This is a genomic window from Craurococcus roseus (assembly GCF_039523795.1).
GTDB lineage: Bacteria > Pseudomonadota > Alphaproteobacteria > Acetobacterales > Acetobacteraceae > Craurococcus > Craurococcus roseus.
The window spans coordinates 1-13,608 of the sequence record NZ_BAAAFZ010000113.1 but is presented as its reverse complement, the minus strand read 5'-3'; the positions used below and the strand labels follow the sequence as shown (position 1 = coordinate 13,608).

The window sequence follows — 13,608 nt, the reverse complement described above, 5'->3', positions numbered from 1 at the left end:
TTCCCGGAAGCCGAGGAGAACGGCGTCCGCTACCTGAAAATCCCGGTGAAGGCCAAGGGCGGCGCGGCCGCTTCGCTCGCGTGAGGGACCGGGCCATGAGCGAAACCGTCCAGGTCGTCTGCCCGGGGTGCGACGCCGCCAACCGCGCCCCCGCCGCACGGCTAGGCGACGGGCCGCGCTGCGGCGCGTGCAAGGCGCCGCTGTTCCGGGCCGAGCCCGTCGCGCTCGACGAGGAGCGGTTCCGCCGCCACCTGCGGCTGAGCGGCGTACCGCTGCTGGTGGACTTCTGGGCGCCATGGTGCGGCCCGTGCCGCGCCATGGCGCCGGCCTTCGAGCAGGCGGCGGCGCGGCTCGAACCGCGGATGCGGCTGGCCAAGGTTTCCACCGAGGACGCGCCCCGCCTCGCTGCGGAACTCGGCATCGCCAGCATCCCGACGCTGGCCCTCTTCGCCGGCGGCCGCGAGGTCGCCCGCCGCACCGGGGCCATGCCCGCGCACGCCGTCGTCGCCTGGGCCGAGGGCGCCGCAGCGGCGGCTTGAGTTTGATCAATGCGCCCCAGGACGCGGCCCGCCACCATCGGTCTCCGGGGCACATGAACCACACACGCGGAGGAGAGCGACCATGACGCGCAACGTCGGCAACACGGACAAGTGGCTGCGGATCGCGGCCGGGGTCGTCCTGCTGGCGCTCGGGCTGTTCGGCCCGCTCGGCTGGTGGGGCTTGGTCGGGTTGGTGCCGCTGATCACCGGGCTCGCCGGCACCTGCCCGGTTTACGGCCTGCTCGGGGTCGACACCTGCCCGCTGGACCGGCGCAACGCCTGACTCGGCGGGGTCGGGGCCCGCCGATGACGCCCTCCTTCGGCCGCCCGGCCGGTGCCGCGCCGCCCGGCTCCGTCGCTGCGTTCGGCGCGGGCCGCGGCGGGTGGTCGCACGACCGGCCCGCCGGCGATGGACGAGCGGCGTGAGCCCGGCCGACGCCGGCCTCGGCGCGACGGTCCGGAGGTACCTGCCCGACTTGGTCTACGGCGCGAACGACGGGGTGGTGACGACCTTCGCCGTGGTGGCCGGGGTGGTGGGCGCCGACCTGCCGGCCCGCGTCATCCTCCTGCTCGGCTTCGCCAACCTGTTCGCCGACGGCGTTTCCATGGCGGCCAGCAACGTGCTGTCGCAGCGCTCGAAGGCGGACGGGGAGAGGCCCGCGCTGCGGGTGGCGGCGCGCAACGGCGCCGCTACCTTTACGGGATTCGTCGCCGCCGGGGTGGTGCCACTGCTGGCCTACCTGGTCCCGCTGGCCCCCGGGAACCGGTTCGCCGCCGCGGCCGGCCTTGCCCTTGCGACCCTGTTCGCCGTGGGCGCCGGCCGCTCCTTCTTCGCGCCGCGCCCTTGGGTGCGCGCCGGCGCGGAGATGCTGGCGATCGGCGCGGCCGCGGGCGCCGTGGCCTACGGCGTCGGCGTGCTCGGCGCGCGGTGGCTCGGCGCCGCCGGCATCTGACCGCCGCGCCCGCCGCCGGACCCGCCCTAGGCGGCGCGCCGGCTTCACCCGCCCCCCGGCACGGGACGGCGCCGGCGCAGCCGCTTGTAGGCTTCCCCGACGAGGACGACGCTCGCGGCCAGTGGCAGCAGCGACAGCCAAGCCGCGGGCGCGACCGGCGCGATCTCCAGCACGCCGCTCAGGCCCGGCGCGTGCATCGCCATGACGTGGACCGCCTGCGCCGCGACCACGGCGATGACCACGAACGGGTTGGCGGCGAGCGGCACCCGGAAGACCGAGCGGGTCTCCGACCGCGAGCCGAGCACCTGCAGGTTCTCGAACAGCACCATCAGCAGAAGTAGCAGGTTCCGCGCTTCCTCGACCGGCATCGCGGCGACCTCGACCATCCACCAGAAGGCGGCGAAACCGACGCCGCCGATCGTCGCGCCGGCCAGCACGGTCTGCTCGACCATGCGCCGGTCGAAGAGCGGCTCGTCCGGGGGGCGCGGCGGGCGGTCCAAGACACCAGGCTCGCCCCGCTCGAAGGCCAACGCCACGTCCTGCAGGCCGTTGGTCACCAGATTCAGCCAGAGCAGTTGCACGGCGGTGAGCGGCAGCGGCAGGCCGAGCAGCACCGCGAGGGCGATGAGCAGGATCTCCGCCGCGCCGGTGGCGACCGCCATCCACACCACCTTGCGGACGTTGTCGTAGGCGACCCGCCCTTCCTCGATGCCGGCGACGATGGACGCGAAATTGTCGTCGGCCAGCACGAGGTCGGCCGCGCCCCGGGCCACGTCGCTGCCGCTCCGGCCCATCGCCACGCCGATGTGCGCGGCGCGCAGCGCCGGCGCGTCGTTCACGCCGTCGCCCGTCACTGCGACGAAGTGGCCGGCGCCTTGCAGCGCCTGGACGATCTCCGTCTTCTGCGCGGGCTCGACCCGGGCGAACACCCGCGCGCCGTGCACCAGTCCGGCCCGCGCCCGCCCGTCCCCGGCGGCCGCGAGTTCGGCGCCGGTGACGCCCCGGTCCGCGTCCGAGGCGAGCCCCAGCCGGCGCGCGATGGCCAGGCCGGTGGCCGGGTGGTCGCCGGTGACGATGCGCACGTCCACGCCGGCCGCACGGCACCGCGCCACGGCCTCGGGCACCTCGGGCCGGATCGGGTCGATGAGCCCCGCCAGCCCCAGGAACCGCAGCCGGGCGAGCGCCGCGGGATCGCCCCGCCGCGCCGCGTCCTCGCCGACCTCGCCGCTCGCCAGGGCGAGGACGCGGTACCCCTGCTGGGCGAGCCCCGTTTCCGCGCGCCGCACCGCTGCGGCGTCCGCCCCGCCGCACATGGGGAGCACGGCGTCGGCCGCGCCCTTCACGTGGGCGAGCACGCGCCCGTCGTGCCGGTTGAACGACGCCGCGTAGCGCCGCTCCGCTTCGTAGGCGATGGCCCCGAACTGGGGGTGACGCGGCAGCAACGCCTCGCGCCCGAGGCCCATCCCGTCCGCCCAGACGAGGAAGGCGGCGTCCACCGTGTCGCCGGTGGCCGCCACAGAACCGTCTGTGGCCCGGTGCAGCGTGGCTTCGTTGCAGAGCGCCCCGGTGGCCGCCAAGCCCCGCACCGGCGCCGCGGCCGCCCCGGCCGGGCTTCCGCCGGCCTCGACCTCGCCGAGGCCAGGCACCCAGAGCCGCGCGACCGTCAAGCGGTTGGCGGTCAGCGTCCCCGTCTTGTCGCTGGCGACCAGAGTGCAGGCGCCGAGGCCCTCGACCGCCGGCAAGAGCCGCACGATCACGTTGCGCCGCGCCATGCGGTTGGAGGCGACCGACAGCGCCACCGTGATCGCCACGGGCAGCCCTTCCGGGATCGCCGACACCGCCAGCGCCACCGCGAGAAGCAGCACCTGCGCCGGCGCCTCGCCCCGCAGGAGCAGCACGCACCCCAGCAGAGCGGCCGTCGCCACCACCACGACGGCGACGCGGCGGCTGAACGCGCGCAAGCGGAGCACCAGCGGCGGGGCCTGCTCCGCCCCGCCGAGCGACAGCGCGACGCCGCCCAGTTCGGTGCGCCCGCCGGTGCGGCAGACGACCCCGGTGCCGCGGCCGGCGAGCACGACGCTGCCGGCGTGCAGCATCGTCGCGCGGTCGCCGAGCCCCGCGCCGGCGTCGACGGCGGCGTCCGCGCGCTTGGCGACCGGGACCGATTCGCCCGTCAGCAACGACTCGTCGACGCGCAGTTCCCGGGCCGCGACGAGCCGCACATCGGCCGGAACGGCCACGCCGGACCCGACATGCACGACGTCGCCCGGCACCAGATCCTCGCCGTCCACCTCGCGCCGGGCGCCGCCCCGTTCCACCACGGCGCGGACGCGGACGATGCGCCGGAGGGCTTCGGCGCCGGTCTCCGCCTTCCACTCCTGGTAGCCGCCTATCGCGGCGTTCAGCAGCAGCACGGCGAGGATGAACACGGCATCGCCGGCGTCGCCCATGCCGACGGAGGCGACTGCCGCGGCCAGGAGGATGTAGATCAGCGGATCCCCGAACTGCCGGACGAAGACGCGGAGCGGCCCGGCCCGCCGCCGCTGCGGCAGCCGGTTCGGGCCGAAGGCCGACGCGCGCCGCGCGGCCTCGTCCTCGCCCAGGCCCCCAGGGCCGGTGTCCAGCGCCCGCATGGCCTCCTCGGCAGGGACCGCGTGCCAAGGCGGTTCGGGGGCCGCGGGCGTCCGTGACTCGGGCGCCCGCGCCGCCGGACCGGCGCGGTTCGCCGCCGCGAGCCGTTCGGGGCCGCTCGGCATGGCATCTCCTCTGGTCGGTCCGCCGGCCGGCGTGCGGACGGCGGACACGCCGGCGCGGCAGCCTCGACCGCGGGACGCTAAGCGGTGGCGGAGGGCCGCTCGGACGGGCGCGGGCCTTGGCTCCTTCCCGCCTGCGGACGCGGTTCGGCGTCATGCAGGCCGCCATCCGCGTGGCGGAGCAGGACGCGCACCCGGTGGCCGAGCTTGCGGACGCGCTCGGCATCCAAGGTGGCGGAGTCCAAGGCGGCTTCCCGGGTCCGGAACCATCCGCAGCGCTGGCCTTGGAAGTTCACCGTCCAGTGGCTCTCGTCGCGCTCCACGGCGTAGTCGAGATCGATGCTGTGTCCCATGAGGTCTCCCCGCGCGTTGCAGGATTCGGCAGGATGCCCGCGTGCGCGCGGACCGCCGTTCGCCGCCCACCCGCATTTCGACGCGGGGAGCGGGAAGGGCATTGATCCCGGTCAACAAACGCCTTCGTCCGGCTCGATTGCCGAAGCCAGCCGGGGGAGCAGCCCGGGCCGGCGGCACGCCCGACCCGGATCGATGCCGCGAGGGGGAGGCGCCGCCCACGCCGCCGCTCGACCCCTGCCCGACCCGCATCAGGACCGCGTACCTCCCGACGGGAAGTCACGCCCGATCCGGCGATCCCGACCTACCCCGGCGGCCCCGGCGTGCTCGCCGGCGGCACGGCGCGCTCCTGCGCCGATCCGGACCTGCCAATGGTGTTCGTACCGCTCGCCAGCCGCGAAGGGCATCCGCGCCAAGGGATCGGGCCGGGCTGGGCGGCAGGCCGGCGGCGATCCCGGCGCGGGAAAGGCACGGCGCGCCGCTTGAAGGCGCCCGCCGCCCCCCGGAACAGCCCTTCGTCTCGCCGTTTGCGCTCGGTCAATGCGCCATCGCCGCGGCCGGGCTCAACTCCGCACACCACGACGCGGATGGGAGCGCGCCATGCCGAAGACCATGAGGGCCGCCGTGTTCGCGGGGCCGGGCCGGATCCAGCTGCGCGAGAAGCCGGTGCCCGAGGTCGGGCCGCTCGACGCGCTGGTGCGCGTCACCACCACGACCATTTGCGGCACGGACGTCCACATCCTCAGGGGCGAGTACCCGGTCGCGGAAGGGCTCACCATCGGGCACGAGCCGGTCGGCGTGGTCGAGCGCCTCGGCTCCGCCGTGAAGGGCTACAAGGAGGGCCAGCGGGTCGTCGCCGGCGCCATCACGCCGAGCGGCACCAGCAACGCCTGCCTGTGCGGGTTCTGCTCGCAGGACGGCGCGGGCACGGCGCACGGCTGGAAGCCGCTCGGCGGCTGGCGGTTCGGCAACACCATCGACGGCTGCCAGGCCGAGTACGTCCTGGTGCCGGACGCCATGGCGAACCTCGCCCCCGTGCCGGACGGCCTCGCGGACGAGCAGGTGCTGATGTGCCCGGACATCATGTCCACCGGCTTCGGCGGCGCGGAGAGCGGCGGGGTGCGCATCGGCGACACCGTCGCGGTTTTCGCCCAGGGGCCGATCGGCCTCTGCGCGACGGCGGGCGCGCGGCTGATGGGCGCGACAACGGTGATCGGCGTGGAGCGCGTGCCGGAGCGCATGGAGGCGGCGCGCGGGCTCGGGGCGGACCACGTCGTGGACTTCGGGCGCGAGGACCCTGTGGAGGCCGTACGGCGCCTGACCGACGGTCGCGGGGTGGACGTGGCGATCGAGGCGCTCGGCACGCAGGCGACCTTCGAGGCGAGCCTGCGCGTGCTGCGCCCCGGCGGCACGCTGTCCTCGCTCGGCGTCTATTCGAGCGACCTGCGCATCCCGCTCGACGCCTTCGCCGCCGGCCTCGGCGACCACCGCATCGTCACCACGCTGTGCCCCGGCGGCAAGGAGCGGATGCGGCGGCTGATGGCGGTGATCGCCTCCGGCCGGGTGGACCTGCGGCCGCTGGTGACGCACCGCTTCCCGCTGGAGCGGATCGAGGAGGCCTACGACCTCTTCGCCAACCAGCGCGGCGGCGTGCTCAAGGTGGCGATCACGCCATGAGCGCCGCCCCGGGGCCCCTCGTACTCTGGTTCGAGGAGGTCGGCGCAGCCGACGTGCCGCGGGTGGGCGGCAAGAACGCCTCGCTCGGGGAGATGGTCCGGGCGCTCTCCGGCGCCGGCGTCCGGGTTCCGCCGGGCTTCGCCACCACCGCCGCGGCGTACCGCGGGCTGGTGGAGGCGAGCGGCATCGGCGCGGCGCTGCGGGCGCGGCTCGACGCGCGCCGGCGCGGCGAGGCGGGCTTGCAGGACACCGGCGCGGCCATCCGGCGCCTCTTCCTCGACGCCGAACTCCCGCCGGCGCTGGCCGATGCCGTGCGCGCGGCCTACCGCGAACTCGGCCGCCGCCGCGGCGTGGCGGACCCGGCGGTCGCGGTGCGCAGCAGCGCCACGGCGGAGGACCTGCCCACCGCCAGCTTCGCCGGGCAGCAAGAGACCTTCCTCAACGTGGTGGGCGAGCGGGCGCTGCTCGACGCCTGCCGGCGCTGCTTCGCCTCGCTCTTCACCGACCGGGCGATCAGCTACCGCGAGATGCAGGGCTTCGACCACCTGAAGGTCGCGCTCTCCATCGGCGTCCAGGCGATGGTGCGGGCCGACCTCGGCGGCTCGGGCATCATGTTCTCCATCGACACCGAGAGCGGCTTCCCGGGCGTGGTGGTCATCAGCGCCGCCTGGGGGCTGGGCGAGCCGATCGTGCAGGGCGCGGTGGACCCCGACCGCCACCTCGTCTTCAAACCGCCGCTGGACGACCCGCGGCGCGTGCCGATCCTCGAGAAGGCGCTCGGCGGCAAGGCCCGCAAGATGGTTTACGCCACCGGCGGCAGCGCGCGAACCGCCATGGTGGAGACCACCCGGCGGGAGCGCGAGGCCTTCGTGCTCACCGATAGCGAGATCCTCCGGCTGTCCCGATGGGCGGTGGCGATCGAGAAGCACTACGGCCGCCCGATGGACATGGAGTGGGCGAAGGACGGCGAGACCGGCGAGCTGTTCATCGTGCAGGCGCGGCCGGAGACGGTGCACGGCGCCAAGCAAGGGGGCGCCACGCTGCGGAGCTGGCGCCTCCAGGCGAAGGCGAAGCCGATCCTGGCCGGCGCGGCGGTGGGCGAGGCGATCGCGACCGGTCCGGTCCGCGTCGTCCACGGGCCGGACGACATCGCGGGGTTCCCGGACGGCGCGGTGCTGGTGGCGGAGGCCACCGACCCGGACTGGGTGCCGCTGATGCGCAAGGCGGCGGGGATCGTCACCGACCACGGCGGCGCCACCAGCCACGCCGCCATCGTCAGCCGGGAGCTGGGCCTCCCCGCGGTGGTCGGCACGCAGCGCGCCACCGCCCTGCTGCGCGACGGACAGGCGGTGACGCTCTCCTGCGCCGAGGGGGACGAGGGCCACGTCTACGACGGCGCGCTCCCCTTCGCGGCCACGGACATCGACCTGGGCGCCATCCCGGAGACGCACACGGCGCTGATGCTGAACATCGCCAGCCCCGCCGCGGCCCTCCGCTGGTGGCGCCTGCCCGCGAAGGGCGTCGGGCTGGCGCGCATGGAATTCATAGTCGGTTCGGTGATCAAGGCGCACCCGATGGCGCTGGTGCGGTTCCACCAATTGGAGGACCGCGAGGCGCGGCGGCGGATCGAGGCGCTCACGCGCGGCTACGCCGACAAGGCGGAGTACTTCGTGGACACGCTGGCGCGCGGCGTGGCCCGCATCGCCGCGCCCTTCCACCCGCACCCGGTCATCCTCCGCCTGAGCGACTTCAAGAGCAACGAGTACGCCCACCTGGTCGGCGGCGCGGCGTTCGAGCCGGTCGAGGAGAACCCGATGCTCGGCCTGCGCGGCGCCTCGCGCTACTACAGCGAGCGCTACCGCGAGGGCTTCGCGCTGGAATGCCGCGCCGTGCGCAGGGCGCGCGACGAGATCGGCCTCGGCAACCTCGCCGTCATGGTCCCGTTCTGCCGCACGCCGAAGGAGGCCGACCGCGTCCTCGCCCTGATGGGGGAGCACGGGCTGCGGCGCGGCGAGGACGGGCTGCGCGTCTACGTGATGTGCGAGATCCCGTCGAACGTGGTGCTGGCGGAGGAGTTCGCCGCGCGCTTCGACGGCTTCTCCATCGGCTCCAACGACCTGACCCAGCTCGTGCTCGGGGTGGACCGCGACTCCGCCGAGCTGCGGGGGCTGTTCGACGAGCGGGATGAGGCGGTGAAGCGGATGATCCGAGACGTGATCGGCCGGGCGCACGCCGCGGGCGCCACGGTCGGCATCTGCGGCGAGGCGCCGAGCAACCACCCGGACTTCGCCGCCTTCCTGGTGGGGTGCGGGATCGACTCCATCTCGCTCAATCCCGACGGCTTCGTCGCCGCGGCGCGGAGCGTCGCCGAGGCGGAGCGGCGGGGCGCGCCCTGACCCTCCCGCCGCGGGCGGATCGCCGGCCACGCCGTTCCGCGCCGATCCGGCTCGACCTCGCCAGATCGGGCTCCCCGCCTGCCCAGCCGTCGTTGCCCACTCCGCTCCAGCCGTCCCGCCGCGGCGAGGACGAGCGCCGTTGCCCCGAGCGACCCGGCCCCGGCGGGCGCCGGCGGCGCCGAGCAGCCCGGGCGGCGCAGCTGGCGCGACATTGGGCACGCGCGGCATCGAGCCCAGCGCGGCGGGCGCTGCAATGCCGGGCGACGTCCCTGCCGGCGCCCCGCGGCCGATTCGGGAGCGGCCCTAGCCTTCGTCCTCCAACCGCGAAATATCGGCGTCCGACAGGCCGAAGTGGTGGCCGATCTCGTGGATCAGGACGTTGCGGACGAGGCGGAACAGGTCTTCCCCGGTTTCGATCCATTCCAGCAGGATGGGCTCGCGGAACAGCACGATGGTGTCGGGCTCGGCGGGAATGTCGAGCACGCTTTTTTGCGTCATGGGCGTGCCGCGGTACAGGCCGGTGAGTTCCCAAGGACTCTCCATGCCCAACTCCGCCAGCACCTCGTCGTCTGGCGCTTCTTCCACCGCCATGACGGTGCCGCCCACCAGGTTTCGCAACTCCTGCGGGATTGCGGAAAGCGCGGTTTCCGCCAACTCCAATATATCATCGAGGCTTGGGGGCGTGCCGTACCGCATGGGGGAACGGAGCGCTTTTCCGGGGCCCGGCGTCAAGAGACAAGGAGGCGAGGGATGGTCGAGCGCTTGGACGAGGCCGCGCGCGCCGGGCTGGCGGCGGCCCTGCCCGATTGGTCGATGGCCGAAGGGCGCGACGCGCTTCGGCGCGGGTTCCGCTTCCGCGACTTCAGCGAGGCTTGGGGCTTCATGGCCCGTGTCGCGCTGCTCGCCGAAGCGCAGGACCACCATCCGGAGTGGTCCAATGTCTACAACCGGGTCGAGATCCTGCTCACTACGCACGAGGCCAGCGGGTTGTCGGAGCGCGACATCCGGCTGGCTCGCGCGATCGATGGTCTACGGTCGGGCTGACGCGGCGGCATCCACCCAGGAAGGGAGGCGCCGCCGCGACCGCCCTTCGACTCAGGCAGCGTTGGCAGCGGCGGTGGCCGCGCGCCCGGGTTGGTCGGCGTCCAGCGAAGCCGCCAAGTCGGCGAGCGTGGTGCCGCCGAGGTCGCCCAGCAGGGCCGCCTCCGCCTTCTCGAAACGCGCTCGCAACGCATCGGGCAGCCGCAGCCCCACCGAGCAGGCCGGGTTGGTGCGGGCATGCACGCGCAGCACCTTGTCGCGCTCCGGATGGATCGCGCGCCAGACGTCGCGCAGGCTGATGCTGTTCGCCGGGCGGGCGAGGCTGGCCCCGCCCGGGCCGCGCTGCACCGTGATCAATCCCGCCCGCGCGAGCAGGCCGGACAGCCGGCGGACCACGACAGGGTTGGTGCCGATGCTCCAGGCCAGCCGGGCGCTGGTTGACTGCTCGGTAGGCCCGCGGGCAACCAAGGTCAGGATGTGCAAGGAAACGGCGAAGCGTGTGGCGATCATGCGGACGCGATACCCATGCTAGGGAATGAGCCAATGTGACGATGCATGTTTCCTACCACTTTGACTAGAGATTTCATGAACAAAAATTTGGTTTGAGATGATAATTTCTACGGCCTCCACAACCGAACGCACCCCTTTCGAACGGACCGCCTCCGAGCGGACCGCCCCTGAACGGACCGCCGCCGTGTGCCGCGCCGCGACCCGCTTCTGCGCCATGCGCGGCTGGGCGCCGGTGCACGAGATGCCGCTGCCCAACGGCCGCCGCGCCGACATCCTGGCCCTGCGGCCGGACGGCTGCTTCGTGGTGGTGGAGGTGAAGTCCTGCGCGCGCGACTTCCTCACGGACGCCAAATGGCCGGAGTACAGGGATTATTGCGACCGGCTCTTCTTCGCGGTGGACTTGGATTTCCCGCAGGAGTTGTTGCCGGACGACGCCGGGCTGCTGGTGGCGGACGGCGCGGACGCGGCCCTGTTGCGCGAAGCGCCGGAACACAAGCTGGCCCCGGCGCGCCGGCGCGCGCTGCTGCACCGCTACGCCGTGGTCGCCGCCGGGCGCCTCGCCGCCCTGTCCGACCCGGCGAGCCACGCAGAGCTGCGCGCGGCGCTCAGGGTGGAGTGACGGCCGGCTTTTATTCCGCCGCCGGCACGCCCTCGGGGTCGGCGCTGCCGGCGCGGTAGCGGTGGGTGGAAGCGCCGAAGGCGACCAGCGTGCCTTCGGCGTCGAACACCTCCGTCCGGGCGAAGAACACGTTGCGGCCGGCCGTGACCACCCGGCCCTCGGCGGAGAGGCGCGTGCCGATCGCCGCTTGGCCGGTGAAGCGGCAGTCGAGGTCGAGCGTCACCGCCCGGCGCACGCGGGCCGGGTCGGGGCAGAACAGGCCGGCGAAGGCGGCGGCCTGGTCGATCATGGAGAGCACCAGGCCGCCGTGGACGATGCCGGAGCGGTTGGCGTGCGGCGCCCCGGTGTCGCAGACGAGGCGCGCGTAGCCCTCGCGCCACTCAGCCACCTCGATGCCGAGGTGGGCGTGGTAGGGAGAGTGGGCGTGGGGGAACGGGTCGGGGCGGCTGTTGTCCATGCCGCTTTGCCTCCCCGCGCGGCGGTTCCGCGTCAAGCGGCCGGAGCGCCCTCCTTCGGAGCGGTGGCAGGCGGAGCGGTCGGGTCCACGCCTCGGCTTCCGCTGGGCCTTGCGACGACGCCGGGGTTGTGCGCGTGTGCCCGGGATCGCGCGTCCAAGCAGGTGCCCCCCGATGCCGGACCTCTTCAGTCCCTACACGCTAAAGGGCGTCACGCTGCGCAACCGCGTCGCCATGTCGCCGATGACCATGTACCGGTCCACCGACGGCCGCATGGGCGACTTCCACGTCATGCTGATGGGATCGCGCGCCGCCGGCGGGTTCGGCCTGGTGTTCCCCGAACAGTTGGCGATCACGCCGGACGGGCGCACCGGCACCGGCTGCGCCGGCATCTACGACGACGCCCAACTCGAGGGCCTCTCGCGCGTCGCGGCGATCGTGAAGGACATGGGCGCCGTGCCCGCCGCGCAGCTCGGCCACACCGGGCGCAAGGGCAGCGAGAAGAAGCCCTGGCACGGCAAGACCCAACTGCCGCCCGACCACCCCGACGGCTGGCAGGTGCGCGGCCCGTCCGCCATCCCCTACGGCGGGCGCTACACCTGCCCCGTCCACGCGCTGACGGTGGACGAGATCAAGTACATCCACCGCGCCTACGCCCGCGCGGCGCAACGGGCGCTCGAAGCCGGGTTCGAATGGCTGGAGATGCACTTCGCGCACGGCTACCTCGGCGCGAGCTTCTTCTCGCCGCTGGCCAACCAGCGCACGGACGAGTACGGCGGAAGCTTGGAAAACCGGCTCCGCTTCCACCGCGAGGCGCTGGACGCGGTGCGGGCGGTGTGGCCGGAGCGCCTGCCGCTGACCATGCGCCTCGGCTGCGACGACTTCCACGAGGAAGGCGTGCGGTTCGACGATTCCGTGTGGGCGGTCGGCCAATTGAAGGGGCACGGGCTCGACCTGGCCGACCTCAGCCTCGGCATGAACACGGACGACACGAAGGGCGTGCCGTTCAACGAGGTGGCGTTCATGGTGGAGCGGGGGAGCCGCGTGCGGCGCGAGGTCGGCATCCCCGTGGGCGTGAGCTGGAACCTCGGGCTGCCCGCGGTGGCCGACCGGGTCGTCCGCGAGGGGCTGGTCGATATGGTGCTCCTGGGGCGGCCCGCGCTCTCGAACCCGCACTGGCCGTTCTGGGCCGCGCGCGAACTGGCCCACCCCGACCCGCTCTCGCTGCTCCCGGAGGACTGGTCGTGGTGGCTCCGCAACCGGCCCGGCCCGGAAGGCTCGCTCGGTTGGCCGTCCGCCGCCGCGGGGGCGCGCGGCGACTGACCCGCCCCGCGCCCCCCGGCCTCCAGGCCGGGCGAGCCGGGCTCGGCCGCGGCGGGCGCCCCGGGCGCCCCGGGCGCCCGCCCATCACGCGATCTGCAAGTCCTGCAACGCCTGCTCCAGTTCCTGGAAGCTCGGCATGTGGGCGGAGGGGGCCATCTTGCGCCCCGTTTCCACCGCCACCTGCGGCGCGTTGCCGTGCAGGTGCGCCACCAGCACGGCGCGGATCACCTCGTGGTACTTCGCCTCCTCCTCCACCACGCCCTTCAAGCGCGCGGCGAAGGGCGCCATCATGCCGTAGGCCAGCAGCACGCCGAGGAAGGTGCCGACCAGCGCGCCGCCGATCATCTTGCCGAGCACGGCCGGCGGCTGGTCGATGCTCGCCATGGTCTTGATGACGCCGAGCACGGCGGCGACGATGCCGAGCGCGGGCAGCGCGTCCGCCACCGACTGCATGGCGTGGCTCGGGTGCAGTTCCTCCGCGAGCACCTTCTTCAGCTCGCGGGCCATCACGTCCTCGATCTGGTGCGGGTCGTCGGCGTTCATGCCGACCATGCGGAGGTAGTCGCAGATCAGCACCACCGCGTGGTGGTCCTTGGCGATCTTGGGGAACTTGGCGAAGGCGGGGCTTTCCTCGGGCTTCTCGATGTGCGGCTCCAGCGCCATGGAGCCCTTGCTCTGCGCCAGGCGGACGAAGAAGTAGAGCAGGCTCAGCATCTCGACGTAGTCGGCCTTCTTGTAGCGCGCGCCCTTCAGGATCTTCCCGAAGCCGTGGAGCGTGTGCTTCACGTCGGCCATGCTGTTGGCCATCAAGAAGGTGCCGAGCGCCGATCCGCCGATGATGAGCATCTCGAAGGGCAGCGCGGCGAGGATGATGCCGAACTTGCCGCCGGCGGCGACGTAGCCGCCGAACACGCAAGCCACGGCGAGGCCCAGGCCGACCAGGGTCATCATCGCGGCGTGTACTCCGCCGGCGCCCAGGCGGGAGCGGCGG

Annotated in this window: 14 protein-coding genes; 8 read left to right on the top strand and 6 right to left on the bottom strand. The window is 73.8% G+C overall.

The genetic code is table 11. The features are described from left to right. Positions 1-95: 95 nt before the first annotated feature. From trxC to ABD067_RS25085, 3 genes are all read left to right on the top strand, one after another. Entirely contained in the window at positions 96-539 is a 444-nt protein-coding gene (gene trxC, locus ABD067_RS25095) for a thioredoxin TrxC (protein WP_343898159.1), read from the top strand. Between the two features lie 82 nt (positions 540-621). After that, complete coding sequence (locus tag ABD067_RS25090) at positions 622-822, top strand: YgaP family membrane protein (RefSeq protein WP_343898158.1); 201 nt, start codon at positions 622-624, stop codon at positions 820-822. A 139-nt stretch (positions 823-961) separates the two neighbouring features. Beyond that, positions 962-1,492: a VIT1/CCC1 transporter family protein gene (locus ABD067_RS25085; RefSeq protein WP_343898157.1), complete on the top strand. Its 531-nt coding sequence runs from the start codon at positions 962-964 to the stop codon at positions 1,490-1,492. A 44-nt stretch (positions 1,493-1,536) separates the two neighbouring features. Here ABD067_RS25085 and ABD067_RS25080 read toward each other — a convergent pair whose 3' ends face one another. Both ABD067_RS25080 and ABD067_RS25075 read right to left on the bottom strand, forming a co-directional pair. Next, positions 1,537-4,248 (bottom strand): cation-translocating P-type ATPase, encoded by a 2,712-nt coding sequence (locus ABD067_RS25080; protein ID WP_343898156.1) that lies wholly within the window; start codon positions 4,246-4,248, stop codon positions 1,537-1,539. Positions 4,249-4,325: 77 nt separating this feature from the next. Beyond that, on the bottom strand, positions 4,326-4,598 hold the full coding sequence (locus ABD067_RS25075; RefSeq protein WP_343898155.1) for a hypothetical protein: 273 nt from the start codon (positions 4,596-4,598) through the stop codon (positions 4,326-4,328). Positions 4,599-5,196: 598 nt separating this feature from the next. Here ABD067_RS25075 and ABD067_RS25070 point away from each other — a divergent pair. Both ABD067_RS25070 and ppsA read left to right on the top strand, forming a co-directional pair. Next, complete coding sequence (locus tag ABD067_RS25070; RefSeq protein WP_343898154.1) at positions 5,197-6,273, top strand: NAD(P)-dependent alcohol dehydrogenase; 1,077 nt, start codon at positions 5,197-5,199, stop codon at positions 6,271-6,273. Beyond that, a complete protein-coding gene (gene ppsA / locus ABD067_RS25065) occupies positions 6,270-8,669 on the top strand; it encodes a phosphoenolpyruvate synthase (RefSeq protein WP_343898153.1) in 2,400 nt (799 codons plus the stop codon). Before ABD067_RS25070 ends, ppsA begins: the two co-directional genes overlap by 4 nt. A 303-nt stretch (positions 8,670-8,972) precedes the next feature. Here the strand turns inward: ppsA and ABD067_RS25060 are convergent, their stop codons facing one another. Beyond that, entirely contained in the window at positions 8,973-9,323 is a 351-nt protein-coding gene (locus tag ABD067_RS25060; protein ID WP_343898152.1) for a metallopeptidase family protein, read from the bottom strand. A gap of 96 nt (positions 9,324-9,419) precedes the next feature. Here ABD067_RS25060 and ABD067_RS25055 point away from each other — a divergent pair, with 96 nt between their 5' ends. After that, a complete protein-coding gene (locus ABD067_RS25055) occupies positions 9,420-9,713 on the top strand; it encodes a 4a-hydroxytetrahydrobiopterin dehydratase (protein ID WP_343898151.1) in 294 nt (97 codons plus the stop codon). A gap of 51 nt (positions 9,714-9,764) precedes the next feature. Here the strand turns inward: ABD067_RS25055 and ABD067_RS25050 are convergent, their stop codons facing one another. Beyond that, positions 9,765-10,220 carry an Rrf2 family transcriptional regulator gene (locus ABD067_RS25050; RefSeq protein ID WP_343898150.1) on the bottom strand — a complete coding sequence of 152 codons (456 nt, stop codon included), beginning with the start codon at positions 10,218-10,220 and terminating at the stop codon, positions 9,765-9,767. Positions 10,221-10,317: 97 nt separating this feature from the next. Between ABD067_RS25050 and ABD067_RS25045 the strand changes: the two genes are divergently transcribed. Next, positions 10,318-10,839: an MmcB family DNA repair protein gene (locus tag ABD067_RS25045; RefSeq protein WP_343898149.1), complete on the top strand. Its 522-nt coding sequence runs from the start codon at positions 10,318-10,320 to the stop codon at positions 10,837-10,839. A gap of 10 nt (positions 10,840-10,849) precedes the next feature. Here ABD067_RS25045 and ABD067_RS25040 read toward each other — a convergent pair whose 3' ends face one another. Further along, complete coding sequence (locus tag ABD067_RS25040) at positions 10,850-11,296, bottom strand: PaaI family thioesterase (RefSeq protein WP_343898148.1); 447 nt, start codon at positions 11,294-11,296, stop codon at positions 10,850-10,852. A gap of 172 nt (positions 11,297-11,468) precedes the next feature. Here ABD067_RS25040 and ABD067_RS25035 point away from each other — a divergent pair, with 172 nt between their 5' ends. Then, a complete protein-coding gene (locus ABD067_RS25035) occupies positions 11,469-12,617 on the top strand; it encodes an oxidoreductase (RefSeq protein WP_343898147.1) in 1,149 nt (382 codons plus the stop codon). Positions 12,618-12,701: 84 nt separating this feature from the next. Here ABD067_RS25035 and motA read toward each other — a convergent pair whose 3' ends face one another. Beyond that, the gene (motA, locus tag ABD067_RS25030) at positions 12,702-13,568 is read right to left on the bottom strand and encodes a flagellar motor stator protein MotA (RefSeq protein WP_343898160.1); all 867 of its coding nucleotides are present in this window, start codon (positions 13,566-13,568) and stop codon (positions 12,702-12,704) included. Between the last annotated feature and the right edge of the window lie 40 nt (positions 13,569-13,608).

Excerpts from the sequence above, each read along its gene's own strand:
- ABD067_RS25070 (WP_343898154.1), top strand. The coding sequence starts at position 5,197 with ATGCCGAAGACCATGAGGGCCGCCGTGTTCGCGGGGCCGGGCCGGATC.
- ABD067_RS25045 (WP_343898149.1), top strand. The coding sequence starts at position 10,318 with ATGATAATTTCTACGGCCTCCACAACCGAACGCACCCCTTTCGAACGG.
- ABD067_RS25090 (WP_343898158.1), top strand. The coding sequence starts at position 622 with ATGACGCGCAACGTCGGCAACACGGACAAGTGGCTGCGGATCGCGGCC.
- ABD067_RS25055 (WP_343898151.1), top strand. The coding sequence starts at position 9,420 with ATGGTCGAGCGCTTGGACGAGGCCGCGCGCGCCGGGCTGGCGGCGGCC.
- ABD067_RS25040 (WP_343898148.1), bottom strand. The coding sequence starts at position 11,296 with ATGGACAACAGCCGCCCCGACCCGTTCCCCCACGCCCACTCTCCCTAC.
- ABD067_RS25050 (WP_343898150.1), bottom strand. The coding sequence starts at position 10,220 with ATGATCGCCACACGCTTCGCCGTTTCCTTGCACATCCTGACCTTGGTT.
- ppsA (WP_343898153.1), top strand. The coding sequence starts at position 6,270 with ATGAGCGCCGCCCCGGGGCCCCTCGTACTCTGGTTCGAGGAGGTCGGC.
- ABD067_RS25075 (WP_343898155.1), bottom strand. The coding sequence starts at position 4,598 with ATGGGACACAGCATCGATCTCGACTACGCCGTGGAGCGCGACGAGAGC.
- motA (WP_343898160.1), bottom strand. The coding sequence starts at position 13,568 with ATGATGACCCTGGTCGGCCTGGGCCTCGCCGTGGCTTGCGTGTTCGGC.
- ABD067_RS25035 (WP_343898147.1), top strand. The coding sequence starts at position 11,469 with ATGCCGGACCTCTTCAGTCCCTACACGCTAAAGGGCGTCACGCTGCGC.
- ABD067_RS25080 (WP_343898156.1), bottom strand. The coding sequence starts at position 4,248 with ATGCCGAGCGGCCCCGAACGGCTCGCGGCGGCGAACCGCGCCGGTCCG.
- trxC (WP_343898159.1), top strand. The coding sequence starts at position 96 with ATGAGCGAAACCGTCCAGGTCGTCTGCCCGGGGTGCGACGCCGCCAAC.